The 24634-nt window shown below is 65.7% G+C and carries 26 protein-coding genes and 3 pseudogenes; 20 read left to right on the forward strand and 9 right to left on the reverse strand.

Features of this window, described 5'->3' with window-relative positions:
- The first annotated feature begins 6 nt into the window (after positions 1-6).
- Positions 7-897: a heme o synthase gene (cyoE, locus tag AC6LKG_RS08615; RefSeq protein WP_498163970.1), complete on the forward strand. Its 891-nt coding sequence runs from the start codon at positions 7-9 to the stop codon at positions 895-897.
- A gap of 17 nt (positions 898-914) precedes the next feature.
- The gene (locus AC6LKG_RS08620) at positions 915-1520 is read left to right on the forward strand and encodes an SCO family protein (RefSeq protein ID WP_498163925.1); all 606 of its coding nucleotides are present in this window, start codon (positions 915-917) and stop codon (positions 1518-1520) included.
- 87 nt (positions 1521-1607) lie between these two features.
- Here the strand turns inward: AC6LKG_RS08620 and AC6LKG_RS08625 are convergent, their stop codons facing one another.
- Positions 1608-1829 carry a DUF3717 domain-containing protein gene (locus AC6LKG_RS08625; RefSeq protein WP_498163926.1) on the reverse strand — a complete coding sequence of 74 codons (222 nt, stop codon included), beginning with the start codon at positions 1827-1829 and terminating at the stop codon, positions 1608-1610.
- A 131-nt stretch (positions 1830-1960) separates the two neighbouring features.
- Here AC6LKG_RS08625 and AC6LKG_RS08630 point away from each other — a divergent pair, with 131 nt between their 5' ends.
- The 6 genes from AC6LKG_RS08630 (at position 1961) to AC6LKG_RS08655 (ending at position 8809) form a co-directional block, all read left to right on the forward strand.
- Positions 1961-2617, forward strand: coding sequence for an outer membrane lipoprotein (locus AC6LKG_RS08630; protein WP_498163927.1), 657 nt, complete (start codon positions 1961-1963; stop codon positions 2615-2617).
- A gap of 43 nt (positions 2618-2660) precedes the next feature.
- Entirely contained in the window at positions 2661-3449 is a 789-nt protein-coding gene (locus AC6LKG_RS08635; RefSeq protein ID WP_498163928.1) for a PhaM family polyhydroxyalkanoate granule multifunctional regulatory protein, read from the forward strand.
- 61 nt (positions 3450-3510) lie between these two features.
- Positions 3511-4884, forward strand: coding sequence for a bifunctional UDP-N-acetylglucosamine diphosphorylase/glucosamine-1-phosphate N-acetyltransferase GlmU (gene glmU / locus AC6LKG_RS08640; RefSeq protein ID WP_498163929.1), 1374 nt, complete (start codon positions 3511-3513; stop codon positions 4882-4884).
- On the forward strand, positions 4881-6281 hold the full coding sequence (locus tag AC6LKG_RS08645) for an MFS transporter (protein WP_498163930.1): 1401 nt from the start codon (positions 4881-4883) through the stop codon (positions 6279-6281). The genes glmU and AC6LKG_RS08645 overlap by 4 nt, the downstream gene beginning before the upstream one ends.
- A gap of 147 nt (positions 6282-6428) precedes the next feature.
- On the forward strand, positions 6429-7751 hold the full coding sequence (locus tag AC6LKG_RS08650; RefSeq protein WP_498163931.1) for a UDP-glucose dehydrogenase family protein: 1323 nt from the start codon (positions 6429-6431) through the stop codon (positions 7749-7751).
- A complete protein-coding gene (locus AC6LKG_RS08655; protein WP_498163932.1) occupies positions 7748-8809 on the forward strand; it encodes a glycosyltransferase family 4 protein in 1062 nt (353 codons plus the stop codon). Before AC6LKG_RS08650 ends, AC6LKG_RS08655 begins: the two co-directional genes overlap by 4 nt.
- Positions 8810-8818: 9 nt before the next feature.
- Here AC6LKG_RS08655 and AC6LKG_RS08660 read toward each other — a convergent pair whose 3' ends face one another.
- Positions 8819-9310, reverse strand: a complete 492-nt coding sequence (locus AC6LKG_RS08660; protein ID WP_498163933.1) for an Lrp/AsnC family transcriptional regulator — start codon at positions 9308-9310, stop codon at positions 8819-8821.
- 151 nt (positions 9311-9461) lie between these two features.
- Here AC6LKG_RS08660 and glmS point away from each other — a divergent pair, with 151 nt between their 5' ends.
- The 5 genes and pseudogenes from glmS (at position 9462) to AC6LKG_RS08685 (ending at position 13711) form a co-directional block, all read left to right on the forward strand.
- Positions 9462-11294, forward strand: a complete 1833-nt coding sequence (gene glmS / locus AC6LKG_RS08665; RefSeq protein WP_498163934.1) for a glutamine--fructose-6-phosphate transaminase (isomerizing) — start codon at positions 9462-9464, stop codon at positions 11292-11294.
- A 463-nt stretch (positions 11295-11757) separates the two neighbouring features.
- Positions 11758-11907, forward strand: a pseudogene (locus tag AC6LKG_RS08670) (helix-turn-helix domain-containing protein); the annotation flags it as partial.
- Positions 11887-12075 (forward strand): annotated as a pseudogene (locus AC6LKG_RS08675) (VRR-NUC domain-containing protein); the annotation flags it as partial. The pseudogenes AC6LKG_RS08670 and AC6LKG_RS08675, both read left to right, overlap by 21 nt.
- A gap of 458 nt (positions 12076-12533) precedes the next feature.
- Positions 12534-13391, forward strand: coding sequence for a type VI immunity family protein (locus AC6LKG_RS08680; RefSeq protein ID WP_498163935.1), 858 nt, complete (start codon positions 12534-12536; stop codon positions 13389-13391).
- Complete coding sequence (locus AC6LKG_RS08685) at positions 13283-13711, forward strand: amidase family protein (protein ID WP_498163971.1); 429 nt, start codon at positions 13283-13285, stop codon at positions 13709-13711. The genes AC6LKG_RS08680 and AC6LKG_RS08685 overlap by 109 nt, the downstream gene beginning before the upstream one ends.
- Before the next feature lie 119 nt (positions 13712-13830).
- Here the strand turns inward: AC6LKG_RS08685 and AC6LKG_RS08690 are convergent, their stop codons facing one another.
- The gene (locus AC6LKG_RS08690) at positions 13831-14298 is read right to left on the reverse strand and encodes a nuclear transport factor 2 family protein (RefSeq protein WP_498163936.1); all 468 of its coding nucleotides are present in this window, start codon (positions 14296-14298) and stop codon (positions 13831-13833) included.
- 117 nt (positions 14299-14415) lie between these two features.
- Between AC6LKG_RS08690 and AC6LKG_RS08695 the strand changes: the two genes are divergently transcribed.
- Positions 14416-14985 carry a TetR/AcrR family transcriptional regulator gene (locus tag AC6LKG_RS08695; RefSeq protein ID WP_498163937.1) on the forward strand — a complete coding sequence of 190 codons (570 nt, stop codon included), beginning with the start codon at positions 14416-14418 and terminating at the stop codon, positions 14983-14985.
- 81 nt (positions 14986-15066) lie between these two features.
- On the opposite strand, the gene AC6LKG_RS08700 is transcribed toward AC6LKG_RS08695, so the two are convergent.
- From AC6LKG_RS08700 to AC6LKG_RS08710, 3 genes and pseudogenes are all read right to left on the reverse strand, one after another.
- On the reverse strand, positions 15067-15291 hold the full coding sequence (locus tag AC6LKG_RS08700) for a hypothetical protein (RefSeq protein ID WP_498163974.1): 225 nt from the start codon (positions 15289-15291) through the stop codon (positions 15067-15069).
- A gap of 124 nt (positions 15292-15415) precedes the next feature.
- A complete protein-coding gene (locus AC6LKG_RS08705; protein ID WP_498163938.1) occupies positions 15416-16429 on the reverse strand; it encodes an alpha/beta hydrolase in 1014 nt (337 codons plus the stop codon).
- 64 nt (positions 16430-16493) lie between these two features.
- A pseudogene (locus AC6LKG_RS08710) lies at positions 16494-16670 on the reverse strand (OsmC family protein); the annotation flags it as partial.
- Positions 16671-16770: 100 nt separating this feature from the next.
- On the opposite strand from AC6LKG_RS08710, the gene AC6LKG_RS08715 reads away from it, so the two are divergent.
- Together AC6LKG_RS08715 and AC6LKG_RS08720 are read left to right on the forward strand one after the other, a co-directional pair.
- Positions 16771-17643, forward strand: coding sequence for a cupin domain-containing protein (locus AC6LKG_RS08715; protein WP_498163939.1), 873 nt, complete (start codon positions 16771-16773; stop codon positions 17641-17643).
- Between the two features lie 190 nt (positions 17644-17833).
- Positions 17834-18124: a hypothetical protein gene (locus AC6LKG_RS08720; protein ID WP_498163940.1), complete on the forward strand. Its 291-nt coding sequence runs from the start codon at positions 17834-17836 to the stop codon at positions 18122-18124.
- A gap of 113 nt (positions 18125-18237) precedes the next feature.
- Here AC6LKG_RS08720 and AC6LKG_RS08725 read toward each other — a convergent pair whose 3' ends face one another.
- Positions 18238-18732, reverse strand: a complete 495-nt coding sequence (locus AC6LKG_RS08725) for a hypothetical protein (protein ID WP_498163941.1) — start codon at positions 18730-18732, stop codon at positions 18238-18240.
- A gap of 92 nt (positions 18733-18824) precedes the next feature.
- Positions 18825-19901, reverse strand: coding sequence for a hypothetical protein (locus tag AC6LKG_RS08730; protein ID WP_498163942.1), 1077 nt, complete (start codon positions 19899-19901; stop codon positions 18825-18827).
- A 176-nt stretch (positions 19902-20077) separates the two neighbouring features.
- Here AC6LKG_RS08730 and AC6LKG_RS08735 point away from each other — a divergent pair, with 176 nt between their 5' ends.
- From AC6LKG_RS08735 to AC6LKG_RS08750, 4 genes are all read left to right on the forward strand, one after another.
- Positions 20078-20875 carry a fused MFS/spermidine synthase gene (locus AC6LKG_RS08735; RefSeq protein WP_498163943.1) on the forward strand — a complete coding sequence of 266 codons (798 nt, stop codon included), beginning with the start codon at positions 20078-20080 and terminating at the stop codon, positions 20873-20875.
- Between the two features lie 247 nt (positions 20876-21122).
- Positions 21123-21800, forward strand: coding sequence for a CsgG/HfaB family protein (locus AC6LKG_RS08740; RefSeq protein ID WP_498163944.1), 678 nt, complete (start codon positions 21123-21125; stop codon positions 21798-21800).
- Positions 21801-21874: 74 nt separating this feature from the next.
- Complete coding sequence (locus tag AC6LKG_RS08745; protein ID WP_498163972.1) at positions 21875-22300, forward strand: DUF4810 domain-containing protein; 426 nt, start codon at positions 21875-21877, stop codon at positions 22298-22300.
- Between the two features lies 1 nt (position 22301).
- Positions 22302-22958 carry a DUF799 domain-containing protein gene (locus tag AC6LKG_RS08750; RefSeq protein ID WP_498163945.1) on the forward strand — a complete coding sequence of 219 codons (657 nt, stop codon included), beginning with the start codon at positions 22302-22304 and terminating at the stop codon, positions 22956-22958.
- Between the two features lie 95 nt (positions 22959-23053).
- Here the strand turns inward: AC6LKG_RS08750 and nadB are convergent, their stop codons facing one another.
- Entirely contained in the window at positions 23054-24619 is a 1566-nt protein-coding gene (nadB, locus tag AC6LKG_RS08755) for an L-aspartate oxidase (protein WP_498163946.1), read from the reverse strand.
- Between the last annotated feature and the right edge of the window lie 15 nt (positions 24620-24634).

A 24634-nucleotide genomic window follows, 5' to 3' on the forward strand; every position in this document is an offset into this window, starting at 1 on the left:
TGCATGATGACCAGTCTTGCCGCTCCCCAACCCGGATTGCTCCGCCAGTATTTCGTTCTCACCAAGCCGCGCGTCACCCAATTGGCGGTGTTCTGCGCGGTGATCGGCATGTTCCTGGCCGTGCCGGGGGTGCCGGACATGCGCCGCGTGCTGTTCGGCACGCTCGGCATCTGGCTGCTGGCGGCCGCCGCCTTCGCCATCAACTGCCTGATCGAACAGGAAGTCGACGCCCGCATGCTGCGCACGGCGCGGCGCGCCACTGCGCGCGGCACCATTTCCGCGTTCCAGGTGCTGAGCCTGTCGGGCCTGTTGGGCGGGGCCGGCATGTTCGTGCTTTACACGCTGGTCAACCCGCTGACCATGTGGCTGACCTTCGCCACCTTCGTCGGCTACGCCGTCATCTACACCATCATCCTGAAGCCGCGCACGCCGCAGAACATCGTCATCGGCGGCCTGTCGGGTGCGATGCCGCCGGCGCTGGGCTGGGCGGCGGTGGCCGATTCGGTGCCGGCCGAGGCCTGGCTGCTGGTACTGATCATCTTCATCTGGACGCCGCCGCATTTCTGGGCGCTGGCCCTGTATCGCAACCATGACTACGTCAAGGCCGGCCTGCCGATGCTGCCGGTCACGCATGGCCAGCAGTTCACCCGCCTGCAGATCCTGCTCTACAGCATCGCGCTGGTCGCCACCACGCTGCTGCCCACCGCGATCCGCATGAGCGGCGCGTTGTACCTGGCGGCGGCGCTGGTGCTGGGCGGCATGTTCGTGTCGTACGCCTGGCGGCTGTACCGCAACTACAGCGACGAGCTGGCGCGCAGCATGTTCCGTTTTTCCATCCTCTACCTGGCGCTGCTGTTCGGCGCCCTGCTGGTGGACCACTGGGTCGCGCTGATCTGACCCCCTGGAGAGAGTCGATGTCCGTATTTTCCGCCAGCCGGCGCCTGGCCCTGCGCCTGGCCACGGCCGCCGTATTCACCGCCGCGCTGGCCGCCTGCGGCGACAACGCGCCCCAGTTCAAAGGCAGCGACATCAGCGGCACGCAACTCGGACGTGGTCTCGAACTGTCGGACTACAACGGCAAGGCGCGCACGCTGCAGGACTTCGCCGGCAAGGTGGTGGTGGTGTTCTTCGGCTTCACGCAGTGTCCCGATGTCTGCCCGACCTCTCTGGCCGAACTGACCGAGGTCATGAAGAAGTTGGGGCCGGACGCCGAGCGCGTCCAGGTGCTGCTGATCACGGTGGATCCCGAGCGCGACACGGCGGAAGTGCTCAAGCAATACGTAACCGCATTCGACCCGCGTTTTCTGGGTTTGACCGGCACGCCGGACCAGGTGAAGAAGGCAGCGGCCGCGTTCAAGGCTTATTACGCCAAGGCGCCGACCAAGGACGGCAACTACACCATGGATCACACCGCGGCGTTCTACCTGCTCGACGGCAAGGGCGAATCGCGGGTGCTGGCCAACAACAACATCGGGGTGGATGCCCTGGTGCACGACATCCAGGCCCTGCTCAAGGGCTGAGACCGCGACCTTCGCGGGCCCGCCCCGGGCCGGCTGGCGCGGACGGACGCCGCGACTGGTCGGCGACGCGTGTTCAAGGGGGCGGCGTCATTCACCGCCGGCCGCGCGCCAGCGGGCCAGCGCGTCGCGCGCCGGGTCGGCGAGTTCCGCCTCGGGCACTTCGCGGCGGTGCGACATGATCATCAGCGCATAGGGGGCGGCCAGCGCGGCCGCTTCGGGACACAGGCGGGATTCGTCGCCGGTCGAGGGCGAGAGGTTACGCCAATAGTTGATGGCCGCTTCGATCTGAGGCAAGGTGATGGCATTCATGAGCCTATTGTCCACGAATGCCGGGAGCTGTCCAATCGCATTGATGCGGCAATGAAGCGTCACCATCGCAACATGCCGAAACCGCGTCAGGGTGCTATACCACAGCCGGTTAGTAACGATGGAGCACCGTCATGAATTATCCCGCCCCTGCCGAATCATCCTCCCGCCGCGGCCTGCATCCGCTGGTCGCGGCCGCCGCCATTGCGGTGATCGTCATGTGTTCGGTCGGCGTGGCCGCCGTGATGGGCTGGCTGCCGACGCCGTCAGCCACGCCCCATGCCGACGATCCGGCGCTGGCGCAGGCTGGCCCGGAGGGCGCCAACCTGGCGCCGGTCCCGCCTGGCGCCGCTGGCCGGCCGCAGGCACCGGCCACGCGACCACCGGCGGCCCAGGCCCAGGCGCAAGGCCGGCCAGCACCCGCGCCGGCCGCGCAGGCCTGCCGTACCTGCGGCGTGGTGGAAACCATTCGCCAGGTGCAGGTGCCAGTCAAGGACAATAGCGACCACCTGGTCGGCACCATCGCCGGCGGCGTCGCTGGCGGGGTGGTGGGCAACCAGTTCGGCGGCGGTAGCGGCAAGACCGCGCTGACGGTGCTGGGCGCGGTGGGCGGCGCTTTGGCAGGCCGTGAAGTTGAGCGTAATATCAGGCAGCAACAAACGGTGACGCACTATGAGCTCACGGTCCGCATGAACGACGGCAGCACGCGCCAGTTCCGCAGCGCGCAGCCGTTCGCTTTCGCGTCCGGCGACCACGTGCGCGTGGAGAACAACCAGCTGCTGCCGGGATGACCGTGCCGGCCGGCAGCGTTTCTTGATCTATGGGAAGACCGGAATGAGCGACCAACACAGCAACCCGTTCGTCCTGCCCGGCATGGGCCAGAATTCCGACCTGTCGGGCAACCCGTTGCTGGCCAGCATGGAAATGATGCGCCAGGCCTGGGCCGGCCTGACCGGGCCGGGCGGGCTGGCGAGCAGCCTGCCGATGGCGCCGCCCATGAACCTGGAAGACCTGGATCGACGCATCGCCGAGCTGCGCTCGGTGGAGAACTGGCTGCGCATGAACCTGTCGATGCTGTCCAGCACGATCCAGGGCATGGAAGTGCAGCGTTCCACCATCAGCACCTTGCGGGCCTTTGTCGACTCGGCCGCCAATCTGGACCTGGGCGCGGTGCGCGAAAGCGGCGCCGCATCGCCGCTGGAAGTGGTGCTGGGCCTGAAGCCGGCGCCGGCCGCCAAGCCCGCGCCGTCCAAGGCCTCCCCTGAAGCAGCCGCCGGAGCGGCCGATGCCAAGGAGGCGCCGGCCGGCGGTGGCGAAGGCCACGCGCCCCAGCCGGGCATGAGCGAGCAGATGGGCGCGGCGGCGCAATCGGCCTCCAAGGCCTGGTGGGACCTGTTGCAACAGCAGTTCAGCCAGATCGCCGCGGCCACGGCCGCGTCGATGCCTGGCGGCCAGGCGGACGCGGGCCAGCCCAAGTCCAGGCCGGCAGGCCCTCAGGCCGCGGCCGCGCCGGCGGCCAAGGCCACCAGGACGGCGGCCAAGTCCGCCGCCCGCAAGACCGCGCGTAAACCGGCCGCCAAGGCGGCCGCCAGAAACAGCGGGCCTGCCGACGGCAAGCCCTGATTTTTTCAATCCAGGCCCGGCCCGCGGCACGCGGCGCCGGGCATTTTCGATACCGGAACCTATGCTCAATGTAGTGATTCTCGCCGCCGGACTCGGCAAGCGCATGCAGTCCGACCTGCCCAAGGTGCTGCACACCCTGGCTGGCAAACCGATGCTGGCCCACGTGCTGGACAGCGCCCGCCAGCTCGAACCGGCACGCATCATCGTCGTGGTTGGCCATGGCGCCGACCGCGTCAAGCAGGCCTTCGCGGGCCAGGACGACCTGCAGTTCGCGCTGCAGCAGCCGCAGCAGGGCACCGGCCACGCGGTGCAGCAGGCCGTGCCGCTGTTGCGCGAAGGCGATGGCAAGGACGACGTGACCCTGGTGTTGTATGGCGACGTGCCGCTGGTGCAGCCCGAGACGCTGCGTCGCCTGTTGCAGGCGCGTGGCGCCGGCGCCGCCGTGCTGACCGAAGTATTGGCCGACTCCACCGGCTATGGCCGCATCGTGCGCGATGGCGCCGGCAATGTCTGCCGCATCGTCGAGCACAAGGACGCCTCCGAGGCCGAGCGCGCCCTCAAGGAAGTGAACACCGGCATCCTGGCCGCGCCGACCGCGCAGCTCAAGGACTGGCTCTCGCGCATCGATAACAACAACGCCCAGGGCGAGTACTACCTGACCGACGTGGTCGGGCTGGCCGTGGCCGATGGCGTGCCGGTGGGCGCGGCCCAGCCGGGCGCATCCTGGGAGACGCTGGGCGTGAACAGCCGCGTGCAGCAGGCCGAACTGGAGCGCCGCTGGCAAGGCGAGCAGGCGCGCCGCCAACTCGAAGCCGGCGTGACGCTGGCCGATCCGGCGCGTTTCGACGTGCGGGGCACGCTGACTTGCGGCCGCGATGTGTTCATTGACGTGGGTTGCGTGTTCGAGGGCCAGGTGACGCTGGCCGACGGCGTGCGCGTCGGTCCGCATTGCGTGCTGCGCGACGTGAACGTCGGCGGGGGTACGCAGATCGAGGCATTCAGCCATCTGCAGCAGGCCAGGGTTGGCGCTGACGCGCGCATTGGTCCGTACGCCCGCCTTCGTCCCGGCGCCGAGCTGGGCGACCGCACCCATGTCGGCAACTTCGTCGAGATCAAGAAAAGCGTGCTGGGCGCCGACAGCAAGGCCAACCACCTGGCCTACATCGGCGACGCCGATATCGGCGCGCGCGTGAACGTGGGCGCGGGCACCATCACCTGCAACTACGACGGCGTCAACAAGCACCGTACCGTCGTCGAGGATGACGTCTTCATCGGATCGGATACGCAACTGGTGGCCCCGGTGCGCGTGGGCCGCGGCGCGACCCTGGGCGCCGGCACCACCCTGACCCGCGATGCGCCGGCCGACAAGCTGACGGTGTCGCGCGGCAAACAGGTCACAGTCGACGGTTGGCAACGGCCGGTCAAGAAGTCGTGACGCCGCCGGCGTCACAGGCGCCGTCCGGCGGCGCCAGGTCCGCCGTCCCGGACGGCCTGCCGGTACCGCGCCGCTACTGGGCGGCGGCGACCGTCATGACCGGCATCAGCCTGTCGGTGCTGGACACCACCATCGCCAACGTCGCCCTGCCGACCATCGCCACCGACCTGAACGCCTCGCCGGCACAGGCGGTGTGGGTGGTCAACGCCTACAACCTGGCGGTGGTGATGATGTTGCTGCCCTTGTCGGCGCTGGCTGAGCGCATCGGCTTCCGGCGCATGTTCACTTTCGGGTTGGTGCTGTTTACGCTGGCTTCGCTGGGTTGCGCCCTGGCCGGCACACTGCTGCAGTTGACGTTGGCGCGCGTGTTCCAGGGGGTGGGCGCGGCCACGCTGATGTGCCTGTTCGGCGGGCTGGTGCGCAATATCTATCCGCTCCAGATGCTGGGGCGCGGCATCAGCATCAACGCTACCACCGTGGCGGTGATGTCGGTGCTGGGGCCGACCATCGGTTCGGCGATCCTGTCGGTGGCGCCGTGGCCCTGGATCTTCGCGGTCAATCTGCCGATCTGCGTGCTGGCCATGTTCGGCCTGCGCCACTTGCCGGAAGTGCCGCGCAACGACGTGCGGCTGGACTGGGTCAGCGCATTGCTGTGCATGGTGACGCTGGGGGTGTTCATTTCCGGTGTCGACATGATGGGCGAGGACCTGCTGCGCGGGATCGGCCTGGTGGCAATCGCCGCCGTGGCCGGCCTGGTGCTGGTGCGCCGCGCCAGCCGCCAGCCCGCGCCCCTGGTGCCGGTGGACCTGTTGCGCATCCGGCCGTTGGCATTCGCGGTGGGCGCCTCCGCCTGCACCTTCGCGGCCCAGATGGCTTCGTATGTTTCGCTGCCGTTCTATTTCCAGCAGGTGCTGGGCCGGCCGTACCTCGAAGTGGGCATGCTGATGGGCGCGTGGCCGGTGGGCACGGCGCTGATCGCGCCACTGGCCGGCCGCCTGTCGGATCGCTATTCGGCCGCCACCCTGAGCGGGATCGGCGCGGCCACCATGGTAGCCGGCATGTTGTGGCTGGCGGCGCTGCCGGCCACGGTGGGCAACGTGTCGATCATGGCCGGCATGTTCGTGGCCGGGGTGGGCTTCGGTTTCTTCCAGACGCCGAACAACCGCGCCATGCTGTCGGCCGCGCCACGCGCGCGCAGCGGCGCGGCGGGTGGCCTGCAGGCCACCACGCGGGTCTTCGGGCAGAGCTTCGGCACCGCGCTGGTGGCCATCGCCTTCAGCATCAGTCTGGCGCATGGCCCCGGGCTGGCGCTGGTGCTGGGCACGATCTGCGCCGCGCTGGCGGTGGTCGTGAATACGGTGCGCTTCAGCAAGCTGCGGGCGCCTTCGGGGCCGTGACGTCCGTTGCGGGCGCACTGACATAGGGCAGCCCGCGGCGGCCGCGCGGGCATGGCCGCCCGCCGGTTGGCCGGCTTCTATAATGGCGGCCTGCGCTGCGGCGAATGGGCCCGGCGCGATGATTACCTATTCTTAAGGCGTTCAGGCATGAAGATCACGGTCGTGGGTACCGGTTACGTAGGGTTGGTGTCGGGGGCGTGCCTGGCCGATATGGGCAACGACGTCATGTGCCTGGACGTGGACGCGGCCAAGATCGCCCTGCTGCGCCAGGGTGGCATCCCCATCTACGAGCCCGGCCTGGAAGACCTGGTGCGGCGCAACGTGCAGGCCGGCCGCCTGCATTTCACCGACGACGTGGCCCAGAGCGTGGCCTTTGGCGACGTGCAGTTCATCGCCGTGGGCACACCGCCCGGCGAGGACGGTTCGGCCGACCTGAAGTACGTGCTGGCCGCGGCCCGCAACATCGCCCGTCACATGACCGGCCGCAAGTTGATCGTGGACAAATCCACCGTGCCGGTCGGCACCGCCGACAAGGTGCGCGCCGCGGTGGCCGAGGAATTGGCCAGGCGCGGCGTCGAGGTGCCGTTCAGTGTCGCCTCCAACCCGGAATTCCTGAAGGAAGGCGCGGCGATCAACGACTTCATGAGCCCGGACCGCGTCATCGTCGGCGCCGACGATGACTACACCATCGGCGTCATGCGCCGCATCTACGAGCCGTTCCAGCGCACCCACGATCGCCTGATGGTGATGGACGTGCGCTCGGCCGAGCTGACCAAGTACGCCGCCAATGCCATGCTGGCCACCCGCATCTCGTTCATGAACGAGATGGCCAACCTGGCCGAAGCGCTGGGCGCCGACATCGAGCAGGTGCGCCGCGGCATCGGCGCCGATCCGCGCATCGGCTATCACTTCCTGTATCCGGGCGCGGGCTATGGCGGCTCGTGTTTCCCCAAGGACGTGCAGGCGCTGGTCAACACCGCCGCCGAGAATGCGCTGCCGATGCGCGTCATCGAGGCGGCCGAGGCCGCCAACCACGCGCAGAAGTTCCGCCTGTCGGAAAAGCTGGTGGCCCGCTACGGCGAGGACCTGCGCGGCCGCAGGATCGCGCTGTGGGGCCTGTCGTTCAAGCCCAACACCGATGACATGCGCGAGGCGCCCAGCCTGACCGTGATCGCCGAGCTGACGCGCCGTGGCGCCACCGTGCGCGCTTACGATCCGGTGGCCATGCACGAGGCCGCCCGCGTCCTCGATGGCAAGGCCGGCGTGAGCTTCGCCACCGACATGTACGACGCGCTCGACGGCGCCGACGCGCTGCTGATCGCCACCGAGTGGAAGGTGTTCCGCGCGCCCGACTTCGACCGCGTCAAGGCCCTGCTCAAGACGCCGCTGATCATCGACGGCCGCAATCTCTACACGCCGGCCGATGTGCGCGCCCAGGGCTTCGAGTACTCGGGCATCGGCCGCGCATGAAGATCCTGCAGCTCAACTTCGAGAAGGGCTGGCGCGGCGGCGAACGGCAGACGCTGTATTGCATGCGCGCCTTCCGCAATGCCGGCCACCAGGTCGAAGTGCTGTGCCGCGAAGGCGGACCGCTGGCCGAACGCGTGCGCCAGGAGGGCTTCGTGGCGCACACCGTCCGTAACGTGCCGGCGCAACTGGCGTTTCTGGCGCGCGCCGGCAGCGGCTATGACATCATCCACGCCCAGACCGCCAACACCATCACCTGGGCGGTGCTGACCAAGTGGCTGCACCGGCGCCCGGTGGCGTTCTCGCGCCGCACCTCGTTCGTGGTCAAGCCGAACGAGGAATGGAAGACCGGCTACAAGTGGCGCCACACCGACCTGTTCGTGGCGATCAGCGACATGGCCGCGAGCGAGCCGCGGCGCCTGGGGCTGGACCCGGTCATCATCCGCAGCGCGGTCGAGCCGCACCAGATCAACCAGGACAACGTCGCCGCGCTGGTGCGCGAGTTCGATCTGGAAGGCAAGAAAGTCATGGCCACGTCGGCCGCGCTGATCCGCGACAAGGATCCGGTGACGCTGGTGCGCGCGGTGGCCGAATTGGCCAGGACGCGGCGCGATTTCGTCTTCCTGCACTTCGGCGCCGGCGGCGATCGCGAGCAGCAGGCGCGCGACGAGGCGCGCGCGCTGGGCGTCGAGGACGTCTACCGCTTCGCGGGCTTTCGCAAGGGCGTCGAGGATTTCTACAGCATCCTGGACGTGTTCGTCATGAGTTCCGAGGAGGAGGCGCTGGGCAGCAGCGTGCTGGACGCCTTCCTGCAACGCGTGCCGGTGGTGTCCACCGATGCCGGCGGCTTGAAGGAAAGCCTGGCCGACGGGCGCGGCGTGCTGTGCGCGGTGGCCGATTTCCATGCCATGGCGCAGGGCATGGCGCGTTGCCTGGACGATGCCGCGTTCCGCCAGGAGATCACCGAGCGCGCGTATCAGTACGTGCGCGACGAGCACGACGTGCAGAAGATGGGCAATCGTTATTTGGCGCAGTTCGAGCGGTTGCTGGCGGCCCGCTGAGGCGCGGCGCTATGGCGCCCGCAGGTCGATGCGGGTCTCGAACTTGGCGCGGTGCACCGAGAAGAACGTGCGCACGTTGCGCACGTTGGCGTGCGCGGTGAAGGCGCGGTGCGCCAGCGCGTGATAGGCCGGCATGTCGCGGACCTGTGCGATCACCACGAAATCCGGCCCCGGCGACACGCGGTAGCACTGCAGCACGGCGGGCTCGGCCAGCATGATCTGCTCGAAGGCGTCCAGGCTTTCGGCTGCCTGCACGTCCAGCGTGATCTCGACGATGGCGGTCAGCGCGCTACCCAGTTTCTCGGCTGCCAGGATGGCCACCTGACGCGCAATAACCCCTTCTTCCACCAGGCGCCGCACCCGCCGCAGGCAGGTTGGCGGCGAGGCGTGCACGCGCGCGGCCAGCTCCTGGTTGGTCAGCGAGTTGTCGTCCTGCAATTGTTCCAGGATGCGCAGGTCCAGATCGTCCAGATCCGGCAGGGCCATCGGCTGGTTTTGCATTATTAATTCATTAGTTGGTTTTTGGTGAAATATTATTTAATCACAAATATGTAAGCGAATAAACTGTCAAATATGAGCAGATAAAGAAATCAAATTTCTTGTTGGTGCGCGCACAATGCGTTCCGTACTCGAACTTTCAGGAGCCCCTCCTATGTGCGGCATTGTTGGCGCCGTCGCCCAGCGCGACATCACCCCCATCCTGGTCGAAGGCCTCAAGCGCCTGGAATACCGCGGCTATGACTCCTGCGGCGTGGCGGTGTACGCGGACGGCCACCTGCGCCGCACCCGCAGCACCCAGCGCGTCGCCGAGCTGGCCGAACAGGTCGCGCAGGACAAAGTGCAAGGCTTCACCGGCATCGCCCACACCCGCTGGGCCACTCACGGCGTGCCGGCCACGCACAACGCCCATCCGCATTTCTCGCATCTGGGCAACGACGAACCGCGCATCGCGCTGGTGCACAACGGCATCATCGAGAACCACGACGAACTGCGCGCCGAGCTGCAGGCTGCGGGCTACGTGTTCGAAAGCCAGACCGACACCGAAGTGATTGCGCACCTGGTCAATCACCTGTACGCCGGCGACCTGTTCGAGGCCGTGCAGAATGCCGTGCGCCGCCTGCATGGCGCCTACGCCATCGCCGTGTTCTGCCGCGACGAGCCGCATCGCGTGGTCGGCGCACGCCAGGGCTCGCCGCTGGTCGTGGGCGTGGGCCAGAACGAGAACTTCCTGGCCTCGGATGCGCTGGCGCTGGCCGGCACCACCGACCAGATCATCTACCTGGAAGACGGCGACGTCGTCGACCTGCAACTGGCGCGCGTCTGGATCGTGGATGCCCAGGGCAAGAACGTGGAACGCCAGGTGCACACGGTGCACGTGCATACGGGCGCGGCCGAACTCGGCCCGTACCGCCACTACATGCAGAAGGAGATCTTCGAGCAGCCGCGCGCCGTCGGCGACACGCTGCAGGACATCGAGGCCATCACGCCCGAACTGTTTGGCGACGACGCCTACAAGATCTTCAAGGACATCGATTCACTGCTGATCCTGGCCTGCGGCACCAGCTATTACGCCGGCCTGACCGCCAAGTATTGGATCGAATCGATCGCCAGGATCCCCGTGGCCGTCGAAATCGCCAGCGAATACCGCTACCGCGACAGCGTGCCGAACCCGCGTTCGCTGGTCGTCACGATCTCGCAGTCGGGCGAAACCGCCGACACCCTGGCCGCGCTCAAACACGCCCGCTCGCTGGGCATGGAAAACACGCTGACCATCTGCAACGTGTCCACCAGCGCCATGGTGCGCGAGTGCAAGCTGTCGTACATCACCCGCGCTGGCGTCGAAATCGGCGTGGCCTCGACCAAGGCCTTCACCACGCAACTGACCGCGCTGTTCCTCTTGACGCTGGCGCTGGCGCAGGTGCGCGGCCGTCTGACCGACGAGCAAGAGGCCGAGCACCTGAAGGCGCTGCGCCACCTGCCCGTGGCCATCGGCTCGGTGCTGGCGTTGGAACCGCAGATCATGGCCTGGGCCGACCGCTTCGCCTCGAAGGAAAACGCGCTGTTCCTGGGCCGCGGGATGCATTACCCGATCGCGCTGGAAGGCGCGCTCAAGCTCAAGGAAATCAGCTACATCCACGCCGAGGCCTATCCGGCCGGTGAACTCAAGCACGGCCCGCTGGCCCTGGTGACCGAGCACATGCCCGTGGTCACCATCGCGCCCAAGGACGAGCTGCTGGAAAAGCTGAAGTCCAACATGCAGGAAGTGCGCGCGCGCGGCGGCGAGTTGTACGTGTTCGCCGATGCCGACAGCAAGATCCAGAGCGCCGAAGGCATGCACGTGATCCGCATGCCGGAGCACTACGGCAAGCTGTCGCCGATCCTGCACACGGTGCCGCTGCAGCTGCTGTCGTATCACACGGCCTGCGCCCGCGGCACCGACGTGGACAAGCCGCGCAACCTGGCCAAGAGCGTGACGGTGGAGTGAACCGGCGGGCGCGGCCGGAGGTTTTGAAAACTGGAAATAAAGACGGTCGCGCGGAATAAAGTCGGTCGCGTAGTAACGTCGGTTATTTTTGGGCTATCTTGGTCCAAGATCGCTGATTGCGTTCGAAAGGGGCGCTAATGCGCCCCGCTTCTTCTAAACCATGTGCTCTCCACATGTGTGCCGTTGACATCGGCATCGCGCTCCGTTGCTCTAGGCGGGCGTACGAAAGATTGTCGCAAAGGAATCCGTTCATCAAGCAAGATGAAGGGATTGCGCATTGTGGAGGCGCGGTCGCCGCGCGCATGGCTGGCGTCGTCACTGATGGCTGGCAGCGCCAGCCGACAGCGAGAGCTGTGGCTGTTGATTTGCAGGCAGAGTTGACCCACTTTTACGTTTGATTTGCATTTAATTCTGACCCACCTCGTGAACACTATCCTGCCCGGTACCCATGCAGGAGACAGGAGTGATCGACGTGGCTCTTCTCAGCATTAATCGCCGTTGGCACTTGCGTGATCATGTCTCTTTACGAGAGATTGCCAAGCGACTTGGCATATCGCGCAACACGGTGCGACGCTATCTGCGCTCGGGCACCATTGAACCAACCTACAGCCGTGCGGCTGGGCCAACGTGGAAACCGAACCGCAGCTATGTTCGGCGTCCCGATGTAGTGATCGTCAATGACCCGACGAGCTCGCCCACGCAAGACAACATCCGCATGGTGGTGGAGATCAAATTCCCCAACGACGACCTGGGCGATGGTCAGTTAGAGGCATACATAAGAATCGCCGGCAGTTTCGATAAAACTGTGCTGCTCGAATCTTCGGAATGCGACTGCAACCAGGTGGAGGAGCGCGAACGCAAGACCGAAGAGCTAGACAAGTACGCCGTACCGGCGAGCCAGGCGCTTTACATTTTGCTGCGGATGTATATGCGCGGCCGCCTGCCCCCCCTTGCCCGGTGGAATCCCTGCGCCCGCCCCCGCAGTACCCTGAGACGACCTATGACAGACTTTCATCCCGAAATGAGCCGCGAGGCGTTTGCCGCAGCACTTCGCGAGAACACGCAGGCGCAGCAGTTCCCCGGGGCGATGCTCATGCCCAAGAGCCGTCACGACTATGTGGGCGCGGTCATCGCCATCACAGGCACCTTGTATTTTGAGGGGGGCCATACACAGGTCAAGCGGGACGCAATCGCACACTGCTTTGAGGATTACCTGGCGCAGGTGGGCGATGCACTCACATGGCTGTGGCGTGGAGAGCCCCGTCAGGCCCGCCGTGCATGCCCTACGCCAAAGCTCCGAAGATCCGCGATTTTTTCAAAACGCTCGACGAAGACGAGAAGCTCGACCTGCAATACACGAGCGGTACCAAGCGCGAGGACGCCGGTCCCTATTCCTTTTATGTCAACGCCGCACCGGCGTGGGCCGCCAAAAAAACAGGCCGTCTGGACGTGCTTCGGTTTGCTGTGCCCTTTGTGGATATTGTCGAGCAGCCCAAAGCCTTTCAAGCCTTGTTCGTCGAGTTCGCAGGCCGGCTGCAAGCGCTGCATGGCCATGGTGGTTTTGGTTTTGTGCTGTCCCCGTCGGAATGGAACAGTAACCAGCCCACCGAAGCCTTCGCGTCGGAGCAGGCCCGCAGCGTTGACGTGGGGGCGCCAGTGTTCTCCGCCATGGTGCTCAAACCTAACACACTCAAGACGGTGTCTTGGCTGACCGCAATCAATCGCGACATGGTGGCGCAGGCCGGCGGCTTGCACACGTTGCGCTCGGAATTGCCTCCGGATTGGTTTGCCTTCTATGACTATGGCGCCGGCATCGTCATTCAGGCTGGCAATGAACCTGACCTGGCTGCGACGGCTATCGACCCTAAGCCTCCGCAGTACGCGCTACCTAACGCAGCGCTCAAACCGCTGCGCAGTGCTGCGTTCGGGCTACACCTGGCAGCAAGTGCCGCCGGCGAACCGCGGCTGACTGGACTGAAAGGCGAAGCCTGGATAGAGCGTTTCGATGTGTCCGAAGACGAGCTACTCGATGTGAAAGCACGACTGCTGGATACGCCGCGGCTGGATTCAAGTCACTCTCTGGACGACAGACTGTAGCCACTTTCAGAAGCTGTGACGCGTGGATCGCACCGGTCAAACAGAATTTTCCGCCGATCTATCCCGGCGATTTCCCCACCGCCGACGCGGAAGCGGCAATGGAAAGTCGTTGCTTTGGACCCACTCGACCGGCAAACGTTTTTAATCTCTGCGCCAGCGCGCTGCCACTCGGGCTGCACGATGAACGATTGCCCGCCGCGTTGCAATTATTGGCGCCGGCGGGCCAAGAGGCGCGCTTGCTGGGGCTATCGATTGCCTGCGAGGAAGTGCTGGGCTCCGCCAGTCTGCCGGACATGTCGAGTTGGTTGCACTCAACTTGAAAAGCGCGGCGCTGAGCCCCCCCGTTGCGTCCCGAAAGTCGGGCTGTATAAGGCGCAATGGAGCGCGGAGGCCAATCCCGCTCGGACTGGATGCTCCGGCTCACTAGTCTTGCGGTCGTTCAGAGTCCCAGTTCCGACAAGCCCGGATGATCGTCGGGCCGGCGGCCGAGAGGCCAGTGGAACTTCCGCTCCGATTCCTTGATCGGCATGTCGTTGACGCAGGCATAGCGACGATGCATCAGTCCATCAGGCATGAACTCCCAGTTTTCGTTGCCGTAAGAGCGGAACCAGTTGCCCGCGTCATCGTGCCACTCGTAGGCATAACGCACGGCGATCCGGTTGCCATCGTGGGCCCAGAGCTCCTTGATGAGCCGGTAGTCGAGTTCCTTCTTCCATTTCCGATCCAGGAAGGCTTGGGCTTCCGTCCGATTATTGGCGAACTCGGCGCGATTGCGCCATTTGGTATCCAGCGTGTAGGCCAGTGCGACCTTCGCGGCGTCGCGCGAGTTCCAGCCATCTTCGGCGAGCCTCACCTTCTGAATGGCGGTTTCCTTGGTGAACGGCGGCAGCGGGGGGCGAGTTTCCATGATTGCTCCTGGGACAAAGTGCGTAGAACGGTCTGTCTACATGCGCAGATTAATGCGTGTGGAACGATCTGTCTACTACTGATTGCGGATGGTGGACCGATCTGTCTACAATACGTCATGACACGCAACACTCCCCCCGTCGACACGCGCTCGCCCCGTGAACGCATCCTGCATGCGGCCCATGCCTTGTTTTATGGCCAGGGCATCCGCGCCACCGGGGTCGACAAGATCATCGAAGCCGCAGCTGTCACCAAGGTGACGTTCTATCGGCACTATCCCAGCAAGGAATTGCTGGTGATGGCCTATCTTGAGTTCCGCCACGAACGCTGGATGCGGTGGTTTCGAGAGAGTCTGGCGTCCAACCTGGCCGCCGGCGCCTCGCAGATCGACTCGCTGGCGCTCACGCTGCGCGACTGGTTCGACAGCGAGGATTTCCGCGGTTGTGCTTTTCTGAATGCCGCGGCCGAGTTCGGCTCAACGCATCCCGCCATATTGAAGATCGTGCGCGAGCACAAGAAAGACGTCGCGAGATGTCTGGACGAGCTTTTCGAGAGCCCTGGCCACGCCCTGGGTGCCCCTCTTACGGTCGCGATTGACGGCGCCATCGTGCATGCCCAGATGGGCGAATCCACCGATCGCGCCATCGATGCGATGCGGAGTCTCTCGCACTGCGTTCTGGATGATTGACGGCCGGGAAGGCGATGGCTTCCGGCAGCTTGCTGGCCATCGCCATGCGGTTGATGGTGGCGCGCTGCGTTTCCAGCAGCGTCAGCCATTCATGTGGATATGGGCCGCAGTCGGTGGCCCCAGCCAACGGTAATCCGCTGGTCCGACTGCTTGGTCTCGGCCGGCGCGGCCGAGCAGCCACATCTTGGCGATGATCGCCCTATCGGATGCCTGAAACTGCAGCCGGTTCTGGCGCACTGTCCGTTCGATGCCGGGAGGCAAATCGAACGCCTGCCATGCCTTGAGTCGTTCGATGTGCTGCAGCATGTACCGTGAAATGGGCTTGACTGGTCACTGGCGCAGCCAGGCCAGCCAAGTTCACGCGGTTCATCAGCAAAAATAGCCGCGCCCAAACCGGATACCCCTATGGCTTGGGTGCGGCCATTTCATGTCAGCGCAAACGAGCCTTCAATTCTTCACTAGCTTGATGCAGGGCGGCGCGCGTAGCTGGCACGTCAGCTAGCACATTGAGCAGGCCGAAGTCGTGAATCATGCCGTTATAGCGGGTTGAGACCACGTTCACACCTGCGGCGTCCAGCTTGCGTGCGTAGGCTTCGCCTTCATCGCGCAGCACGTCCTTCTCGGCCGTTTGGATCAGCGTCGGGGGAAGCCCCTTCAACTGCTCGGGTGTCGCCAGCAGCGGCGAGGCGTAAATCTCCTGGCGCTGCTTCGGGTCGGTGGTATAGGCATCCCAGAACCACTTCATCATGCCCTTGGTCAGGAAGTGGCCGTTGGCATATTCGTCGTATGACGCATTCTCGAAGTTGGCGTTGGTGACGGGCCAGAACAGTACTTGCGAGCGCAGCTTGGGCGTGCCCTTGGCCTTGGCCATCAGCGCCACCACCGTGGCCATGTTGCCGCCTACGCTGTTGCCCACAATGGCCAGCCGCTTGCCATCCACATTTATCTGCGAGCCGTTTTCAGCCACCCACTTGGTGGCAGCGTAGATTTCGTTGATGGCCACGGGGTAACGCGCCTCGGGCGAAGGGGTGTAGTTCACGAAAACCCCCACCGCGCCAGAGTCGGCGACCAGATCGCGAACGAAGCGCTCGTGAGTCGGAAAATCGCCCAGAATCCAGCCGCCGCCATGCACGAAGATGAACGCGGGCAATACGCCTTTGGAGCCGGTGGGACGAACGATGTTCAACACGATCGGCTTGCCATCAACGGTGATGGTTTTCTCGCTGACGTCGGCGGGCGCTAGCTTCGCGCCTTTCTGTGCGCCAACAAGCACCTGGCGGGCATCGGCAGGCGACAGGGTTTCCAGTGGCTGGCCACCGCCTTTAGCCAAGGCTTCGAGGAAGGCTTGGGTATTGCGCTCGACACCAGGACTGCCGGCCGCCAGGGACAGGGTGGACGCCAGAGCCATGGCAGACGCGGCGATGAGCTTGTTCGTGAACTTCATGATGCTGATCCTTTGGTTGAAGATGAATAGGGCCGTGAGACTCAAACGAGGCTCAAACGCACAACGCGGAGTAGCCAGCGGCAAACATCCGCTCTGGGTCGGTGCCAGGACCGCCAACGCCACCAAGTTCGCGTGGTGTGGGGAGCCGGACTTTCAGGACGCCATCCGATGAGGTGGCGTTCCCTTCACGGTCGCCGATGGCTGTGGCTTGGGCGCGGTACAGGAGTATTTCGATCGACATCAGGTACTCCTTGTGATTTGAGGTTGAATGGAGCCGGGCGGCTGAACGAACTTTAGAACTGGACGCGGTGTTTTTAGCTACATAAAATACAAAAAACTTGATGCAGAGTTCCAAATTGACCGATGCATGTACTGACCGCTTGGCGGCGCTGCTGAATCACTTCCCGGTACGCGTACGCATGTTTCATTCGGGTGCCATGTGCGGCATCACCGATTTCTCCGCCCCAAAGGAGGGTGGCCAGATGCATTTGGTCAGGACTGGGGCGGTGGAGGTCATCCATCCTGGGCATCCCCCACTCCAGGTGAACGTTCCAAGCCTGCTGCTCTATCCGCGCCCCATGTCCAGGCGCTTTATGACTGACACCCAGCGCGGCGCAGACCTGGTATGTGCAGATCTTCAATTCGATGGTGGAATTTCAAATCCGGTGGCGGGTGCGCTGCCGGACGTTATCTGCTTGGCGCTGGATGACGTCGATGGTGTCGATCAAGTGCTGACACTGCTGTTCGATGAGGCATTCGGCAACAACTGCGGTCGGCATGTGCTAATTGACCGGCTGTTCGAGGTTGTGTTGATTCAGGTGTTGCGGCACTTGATGGAGGCAGGGAAGATCAGTGGTGGCATGCTGGCCGGTTTGTCGCATCCCAAGTTGCGCCAAGCCCTCGTGGCAATGCACGATCAACCGCGGCAAGCATGGTCACTAGATGCGTTGGCCGGCATTTCGGGGATGTCACGTACCGTATTCGCCAACAGTTTCCGTAGCGTTGTCGGTTGTACCCCAGGTGTTTATTTACAGGGCTGGCGTATCAGGTTGGCGCAGCGGGCGTTGCGGCAGGGGCGACCGTTGAAGATGATCGCGATTGAGGTTGGTTATGGCAGTGAAGCCGCGCTTTCGCGCGCATTCAAGGCTCATTGCAGCATGACCCCACGAGAATGGCGAAACGGCACGCTTCCCGATAGTGCAAGCGTCCGCTGAAAGCGGCCTCGCGTGCTTCATTGTCCGTTCAAGCCGCACCCATCCGAGAATCTTCACGATTGCCGTCGCCTATCTGAGTCGCTGGTATCTCTCCGGCGGCATGGCGCCAGGCTCATTCAGGGGGGCATTGTGGCGGCATGATACTGGGCAACGTAAAATGCCAGGCTTCCAGCCTCTACATGCTTCCGTTATGAACCTTGAACGACTGCGTCGCGAATTTCCCGACTTCGACGTAACAACCCTGCCGCCCATACCCGAAGGTTACGTCGACGCGTCGAGTTACATCGATGCAGCGCCTTCGTTCGAGAACGAGGAGCGCGGCTTGAAGGTGTATGTCGACTACGCCAACTATGCCGACCGCGAATCCGGCAGGAGCCAGCGCTTCTGTGTTTCCCGATATGACGAGGAAGCGGGCGACTATGAGGACGTCGCCTTATCGACCAACGACTGGGACGAAGTCATACGCTTCCTGACCGCCTGACATCCCTCGCCAGGAGCGAGCGGTTTCCGCTGTCTCTCCATCCAGTAAGGCGTCTGCGATGCAGCAGCGCGTGATGGGACCGCGCGCCCGGCACCGTTGCCGAGTCGCTGCGGTCAGTCGATGACTTTGCCGTTACGGTCGATGGTCTGCCACTGGCCGCCCGACCACCAGCGGTGTTCGCCGTCGCTGTTCTCATGGCAGCCGACGCCGGCCTTGGCGCGGCCGTCTTCGAAAGGCAAGGCGCAATCGTAGATCGGCGCGATGACGATGGCGCCGGTCTCTTCATCCGCATAGCCGATCTTGCCCTTCAGGCGGATACGGTAGCGGCCATCCCGAGGGTAGTCCGGGCCGTTGTCGAACAGGTAGACCTGGTAGGGTTCTTGCTGGTGCCGGTCGACGACGCGGAACCCGCCGCGCTGCTTGTCCAGGTAGATGCAATAGCGGAAGGGGTTGGTGGCGGAGAAGCACTCGTCGATCCAGCCCGGGTCCTCGGCCTGTTGCTTCAGGGTCTCGCGCGTTCGCGCGGCCTCGGCGTCGGTATCGATCTGGGCGGTGGCGAGGAAAGGAACGAGCAGGCAGGCGAGGCAGAGCGGGCGGATGAAAGGCATTGCGGGGCGGCGTCCGGCGTGGCGGGAGGTCCATCATATGCCGAGCGCTGCCGGCGCCGGGCCTGGCCCGGGGATGCCGGTGGGTGGCCGGCTCAGGCCGGGGCGGCGGGGGCGGCGCCGCCACCGTCGATTGCCCCAGCGCTCATGGCCCCGCCATCGAGGCTGCTGGCCTGCTCGCCACCGGAACCGGCGTCCGTGCCGCTGTCCAGGGTGCCGCCTTCGATTGCGCGCGCGCTTTTTTCGGCTTCGGCCAGGGCGTCGCGCACCTCGGCGACCTGTTTCTGGGCTTGCGTGTCCTGTTGCCGCAGCTTGCTCTTGAGCATGGCGAGCAGTTCCTTCATGGCGCGGATGGTATCGCGCACGGCCTGGGCGTCGTCCTGGCGGCGCTGCCGGGCCTCGCGCGAGGCGCCGTTGACGCTGCGCCTGTCGTCCTGGCCGCCGGTATTTTCGGCGTCGGCGGACGCAGCTGTGTCCTTCGCGGCGGCGCGGGCCGGGGCGGCTTCGTCTTGCGCCGCCGGCCCGGCGGAAGGCGCGCCAGCCGTATCGGTGTCGGCGGTGGAAGCCGTGGCGGCGTCGCTGGCGGCGGCATAGGCCGACAAGGCGCGCGAGGCGGCGGTGGAGGCTGGCGCCTGCGGCTGGCCGTCGGTATCGGCGCCTTCGGCCGTGGCGTCTGGAGACGCAGCGGCGCTGCCGGCGGTTGCCGGGGCGCCATCCACGCGCACCACGGCGGCAGCGCCAGGCGACCCGCCGGCGGCGGGTTGCGCGCCGCCGCTGTCCTTGAGCGCGCTGGCGGCCTGGCCGAGTTCGCCGGCCAGTTGGCGCAGTTCGCGCAGGATGACCTTGGCTGCGGCCTTGCCCAGGAACATCAGCATCTTCTTGAGCGTGTCGATGCGCTGCTTGATCTGCGCGATGCGGGCGCGCGCCAGGTCCTGGCGCGATTGGGCCGCGTCGGCGGCGATGTGGATCGCGGCCTTGCGTGCCTTGGCGGCGCGTTCCAGCGCGTCGTCGCTGAGGATGACGCGGATCGAGACGGGTTGGCTGGCTTGCGCGTCATCGCGCTCTTGCCCGAAGCCGGCGGCCGTATCCGTGGCGCGGCGCGCGGCGGCGCGGGCATCGCGGCCCGTGGGGGCTGCTTGCGCAAGATGGTTGTCGGGGGCCAGGGGTTGCATGGAAGATATTCCGGGAAGGCGGGACTCGTGGGGTCATGGCGGGCCGGCATGGCCGGCGCTCGAAACGCCGTGGTGACATGGGTTGTACGGCAGTCCGGCGTACATTCTTTAACTGTGGCCGCCATGGAGCCAGTCCGAGAATTGGCATGACCCGCGGCGGTGGTATCTTCTGCCCCATGTCCGCCCCAGATCCTTCCCTGTCCCCGTCCGCCCTGCCGCGGACGCCGGATGCCGCCGGCCTCGATGCCGGATCGGCCCGGCCTTATGTGCACGCTTCCGGCACGACGCGCACCCTGCATTTTTCCGACAAGGTCATCCAGAGCCGCATGTCCACCCTCAGCCCGGACGCGCTGGACCTGGAGTACACGCGCATGATGATGGGATTCGTACTGTTTGCGCCGGCGCCCGCGGACATCCTGATGGTGGGGCTGGGCGGCGGCTCGCTGGCCAAGTTCTGTCATCGCTACCTGACCCGGTCGCGCATCGAGGTGGTCGAGATCGACCCCGGGGTCATTGCGCTGCGCGATGCGTTCATGGTGCCGCCTGATGGCGAGCGCTTCAAGGTGGTCCGGGCCGACGCGGCCGAGCATCTGCGCGGGTTGCGCGAAGCCGCCGACGTGCTGCTGCTGGATGGCTTCGACGACGCCGGCATCCCGCCCGCGCTGTGTTCCGAGGAGTTCTACGCGGACTGCCATGGTGCGCTGCGCGCCGATGGCATCCTGGTGATCAATTTCCATGTGAACCATCCGCTTCACCATGTGTATCTCGAGCGGGTGCGCGCCGCGTTCGGCGGCGCCATGTTCGAAGTGGTGGACGACGACATGACCAACAGCATCGTGTTCGCCTGCAAGGGGGACTTGCTGGACGATCCGGCCGTGGCCGACCTGAAGCGCCCGGCGGTCATTCCCAAGGACGCCTGGCGCCAGTTGATGCCGACCCTGCGCGTCATCGGCGCGACGCGGGAATTGAAGTGAAGCCGGGCGGTGCGCAACGCCTGTTCAAGACATCATGGGCTGGCCAGCGAGGCGGCGGAGCAACGTGGTGTTTTGGGGGAAGCCTTGAAGATGTCCGCCATTGCCTGTTTTTAGGACAAAATAACCGGCTTTTATCCATCAATTCTAATTATTGCTGTTGTATGTAATTGTATATACTCGCTGCCTGATTCCTTCATTTCACGCTACGCGCGGCGCGGTTCGAGTGCCGGGTCCGCAGGAGAAAGGCATGTCGATCAAGGCAGTAAAGCTTGGCGCAATGACGATCCTGTCATTGCTGATGGCCGGTTGCGCCACGGAACGTTCCCAATCGGTCGCGGTGCCCGCCGTCGCGGCCGCCAGCAAGCCCTACCAGGGCGTGCGCAGCCCGATCTCGGTCGGCAAGTTCGATAACCGTACCAACTACCTGCGTGGCGTGTTCTCCGACGGCGTGGATCGCCTCGGCGGTCAGGCCAAGACCATCCTGGTGAGCCACCTGCAGCGCAGCGGCCGGTTCCAGGTGATGGACCGCGACAACCTGTCGGAAATCGCCCAGGAAGCGGCCTTCAACAAGAAGGCCAGCCAGATCAAGGGGGCGCGTTACGTCATCACCGGTGACGTGACGGCGTTCGGTCGCAAGGTGACCGGCGACCAGCAACTGTTCGGCATCCTCGGCCGCGGCAAGGAGCAGGTGGCCTACGCCAAGGTCGACCTCAACGTGGTCGACGCAAGCACCTCCGAAGTGGTCTATTCGGCATCGGGCGCGGGCGAGTACAGCCTGTCCAACCGCGAGGTCATCGGCTTTGGCGGCACCGCCGGCTACGACTCCACGCTGAACGGCAAGGTGCTGGACCTGGCGATCCGCGAGGCCGTCGATCGCCTGGTGGAAGGCATCGAGCAGGGTGCCTGGCAACCGGTCCAACCTTGATGGGTATGTCCATGTCGAACAATCTGGTTAATGTGCCTTCGCGGGCAATCGCGCGCGCGGGCCGTGTCTTGGCTGTGGCCGCCCTGGCGGCGCTGGTGAGCGCGTGCGCGCAACCCGCCAAGAGCATGTACTCCTGGCAGTCATATCAGCCTTCGGTCTATGCCTATCTCAAGGACGATGGCGCAGACTACGCGGCGCAAAGCCTGGCGATGGAGAAGAACATCGAGACCGCGCGCTCGGCCGATGCGCAATTGCCGCCGGGCTTTCGAGCGCACCTGGGCATGCTGTACCTGAAGATGGGCGAAGGAGCCAAAGGCGTGGAACAGTTCGAGGGCGAGAAAGCGGCCTTTCCCGAATCCAAGCCGTTCATGGATTTCCTGCTGCGCAATGCGAGGACGGCCGACAGCGCCGCGCAACCCGCGCCCGACCCCGCCGTGGCTCCGGCCGACACGCCGGCAGCCTCCCCCAGCCAACCGCAAGCCGCCGGCAAGGGAGCCTGACATGAACACCATCATGCGTATCACGGTGCTGGCGATGGTCGCGCTGCTGGCGGGCTGCGCCGCGCCGCAGCGCCACGAGGTGGACTATGCGGCATTCCGCGAGAGCAAGCCGGCGTCGATCCTGGTGCTGCCGCCGCTGAATACCTCCGTGGATGTGGCTGCCGGGGCGGCGGTGCTGTCGCAGGCGACCATGCCGTTGGCGGAGTCCGGCTATTACGTCGTGCCGGTCGCCGTCATGGAAGAGACCTTCAAGCAGAACGGCCTGGCCAACGCGGATGAAATCCACGAACTGCCGGCCAAGCGGCTGCGCGATATCTTCGGCGCGGATGCCGCGCTGTACATGACCGTCAAGCAATACGGGTCGAGCTATGCGGTGTTGTCCAGCTCGATCACGGTCTCGATCGACGCGGCATTGGTAGACCTGCGCACGGGCGCCAAGCTGTGGAATGGCAGTAAAGAGGTGGTGCACGCCAGCAACAACAACAATGGCGGCCTGATCGGCATGCTGGTGCAGGCGGTGGTGGACCAGGTCGTCAATACCCTGTCGGACCGCAGTTACAGCGTGGCGGGCATGGCGGACAACATGCTGCTCAGCGCCGGCACCCCGGGCGGCATTCTGTACGGCCCGCGTTCTCCGCGTTACGCCGCTCAACCCTGAGCACGGCCACGGCACGTTCCGCCCTCGAACCCGGCAGCCTGGGTCGAGGGCGGTTGCGCATCCACCGCCGTGCTCAGTCCGGGCCCGCCGGCGGTTCAAAGCGGCGTGGCCTGGTTTGATTGCGCGCCCGCATGGTCTGGCCAGTCCTGGTTGAAATGCGCGCCGCGGCTCTCGCGGCGGGTTTGGGCATCGGCCACGATCAGGTCGGCGACCAGGGCCAGGTTGCGCAGTTCCAGCAGCGCCAGGCCATCGTCGGCGGGGTCGCTTGCCTCGAGCGCGCGGCGCAATGCGCGGATGTGGTCGGCGGCCCGCCGCAGCGAGGCATCGCTGCGCACGATACCGGCATCGCGGCTCATCGCGGCCCGCAGTGCCTGGCGCTGCCGCGCCATGCGCGCGGTCATCGGCGCGCGGTCGGCCGGCTTCGCATGGGCGGGCGCCTCGGTGGCCGGCATGGCGGCGCCGGAGGGCATGGCGACGGCGCCGGCCAGGATGTCGCGGGCGGCGGCGCGCCCGGTGACGACACATTCCAGCAGCGAATTGCTGGCGAGGCGGTTGGCGCCGTGCAGGCCGGTGCAGGCGGCCTCGCCCACCGCGTACAGGCCGGGCACGCTGCTGCGGCCGTCGGTGTCGGTGGCAATCCCGCCACAGGTGTAGTGGGCGGTGGGCGCCACGGGGATGGGCGTGGCCGAGATATCCAGGCCCAGCGTCAGGCAGCGCCCATGGATCAGGGGAAAGTGCGACCGCACGAAATCGCGGGGCAGGTGGCTGATGTCCAGATGGACGCAATCCAGCGCATGGCGCTGCATCTCGGCATGGATGGCGCGCGCCACGATGTCGCGCGGCGCCAGTTCCGCGCGCGGATCATGGGCGGGCATGAATCGGCTGCCGTCCGGCAGGCACAGGCGGCCGCCTTCGCCGCGCACGGCCTCCGAGATCAGGAATCCGTCGGCGCGCGGGTGGTGCAGGCCGGTGGGGTGGAATTGCGTGAACGCCAGGTTGGCGAGGCGGGCGCCGGCGCGCGCGGCCATGGCGATGCCGTCGCCGGTGGCGCCGGGCGGCGCGGTGGTGGTGGCGTAGACCTGGCCGGCTCCGCCGGTGGCGATCACGACATGCGCGGCGGCGATATCGCGGCGCAGGCCACGGTCCAGATCCAGCAGGCGCACGCCTTGACAGCGGGCGCCGGGCCCATCGGACAGCAGCAGGTCCACGGCGCAGTGCCGCGCCAGCACGGTGATCGCGGGTTGCTGTTCGACCCTTGTTTCGAGCGCGGCGATGATGGCGCGGCCGGTGGCGTCGGCGGCATGGGCGATGCGGCGCTGGCCGTGGCCGCCCTCGCGCGTCAGATGCAGTTGCGTCCCCTCGGTCGAAAAGGCCACTCCCTGCTCCTGCAACCAGGTGATGGCCGCGCAAGCCTGGTCGATGATGGCCTGCGCGGCGTTCGCGTCGCACAGACCGGCGCCGGCGGCCAGGGTGTCGCGCAGGTGCGCGGCCACGCTGTCTTGCGGGCCCAGCGGGGCGGCGATGCCGCCTTGCGCGTGCGGGCTGGCGCCCGAACGCAGCGCGCCTTTGCTGACCAGGGCCACGCGCCGGCGCGGCGCGAGTTCCAGGGCGGCGGCCAGGCCGGCCAGGCCGCTGCCGATGATGATGACGTCGAATGCCATGGCGGGGTCTCCGGA

It is taken from the genome of Achromobacter sp. 46006, from assembly GCF_059761975.1.

Excerpts from the sequence above, each read along its gene's own strand:
- cyoE (WP_498163970.1), top strand. The coding sequence starts at position 7 with ATGACCAGTCTTGCCGCTCCCCAACCCGGATTGCTCCGCCAGTATTTC.
- AC6LKG_RS08620 (WP_498163925.1), top strand. The coding sequence starts at position 915 with ATGTCCGTATTTTCCGCCAGCCGGCGCCTGGCCCTGCGCCTGGCCACG.
- AC6LKG_RS08625 (WP_498163926.1), bottom strand. The coding sequence starts at position 1,829 with ATGAATGCCATCACCTTGCCTCAGATCGAAGCGGCCATCAACTATTGG.
- AC6LKG_RS08630 (WP_498163927.1), top strand. The coding sequence starts at position 1,961 with ATGAATTATCCCGCCCCTGCCGAATCATCCTCCCGCCGCGGCCTGCAT.
- AC6LKG_RS08635 (WP_498163928.1), top strand. The coding sequence starts at position 2,661 with ATGAGCGACCAACACAGCAACCCGTTCGTCCTGCCCGGCATGGGCCAG.
- glmU (WP_498163929.1), top strand. The coding sequence starts at position 3,511 with ATGCTCAATGTAGTGATTCTCGCCGCCGGACTCGGCAAGCGCATGCAG.
- AC6LKG_RS08650 (WP_498163931.1), top strand. The coding sequence starts at position 6,429 with ATGAAGATCACGGTCGTGGGTACCGGTTACGTAGGGTTGGTGTCGGGG.
- AC6LKG_RS08655 (WP_498163932.1), top strand. The coding sequence starts at position 7,748 with ATGAAGATCCTGCAGCTCAACTTCGAGAAGGGCTGGCGCGGCGGCGAA.
- AC6LKG_RS08660 (WP_498163933.1), bottom strand. The coding sequence starts at position 9,310 with ATGCAAAACCAGCCGATGGCCCTGCCGGATCTGGACGATCTGGACCTG.
- glmS (WP_498163934.1), top strand. The coding sequence starts at position 9,462 with ATGTGCGGCATTGTTGGCGCCGTCGCCCAGCGCGACATCACCCCCATC.
- AC6LKG_RS08680 (WP_498163935.1), top strand. The coding sequence starts at position 12,534 with ATGGCTGTGGCGTGGAGAGCCCCGTCAGGCCCGCCGTGCATGCCCTAC.
- AC6LKG_RS08690 (WP_498163936.1), bottom strand. The coding sequence starts at position 14,298 with ATGGAAACTCGCCCCCCGCTGCCGCCGTTCACCAAGGAAACCGCCATT.
- AC6LKG_RS08695 (WP_498163937.1), top strand. The coding sequence starts at position 14,416 with ATGACACGCAACACTCCCCCCGTCGACACGCGCTCGCCCCGTGAACGC.
- AC6LKG_RS08700 (WP_498163974.1), bottom strand. The coding sequence starts at position 15,291 with ATGCTGCAGCACATCGAACGACTCAAGGCATGGCAGGCGTTCGATTTG.
- AC6LKG_RS08705 (WP_498163938.1), bottom strand. The coding sequence starts at position 16,429 with ATGAAGTTCACGAACAAGCTCATCGCCGCGTCTGCCATGGCTCTGGCG.
- AC6LKG_RS08715 (WP_498163939.1), top strand. The coding sequence starts at position 16,771 with ATGCAGAGTTCCAAATTGACCGATGCATGTACTGACCGCTTGGCGGCG.
- AC6LKG_RS08720 (WP_498163940.1), top strand. The coding sequence starts at position 17,834 with ATGAACCTTGAACGACTGCGTCGCGAATTTCCCGACTTCGACGTAACA.
- AC6LKG_RS08725 (WP_498163941.1), bottom strand. The coding sequence starts at position 18,732 with ATGCCTTTCATCCGCCCGCTCTGCCTCGCCTGCCTGCTCGTTCCTTTC.
- AC6LKG_RS08730 (WP_498163942.1), bottom strand. The coding sequence starts at position 19,901 with ATGCAACCCCTGGCCCCCGACAACCATCTTGCGCAAGCAGCCCCCACG.
- AC6LKG_RS08735 (WP_498163943.1), top strand. The coding sequence starts at position 20,078 with ATGTCCGCCCCAGATCCTTCCCTGTCCCCGTCCGCCCTGCCGCGGACG.
- AC6LKG_RS08740 (WP_498163944.1), top strand. The coding sequence starts at position 21,123 with ATGTCGATCAAGGCAGTAAAGCTTGGCGCAATGACGATCCTGTCATTG.
- AC6LKG_RS08750 (WP_498163945.1), top strand. The coding sequence starts at position 22,302 with ATGAACACCATCATGCGTATCACGGTGCTGGCGATGGTCGCGCTGCTG.
- nadB (WP_498163946.1), bottom strand. The coding sequence starts at position 24,619 with ATGGCATTCGACGTCATCATCATCGGCAGCGGCCTGGCCGGCCTGGCC.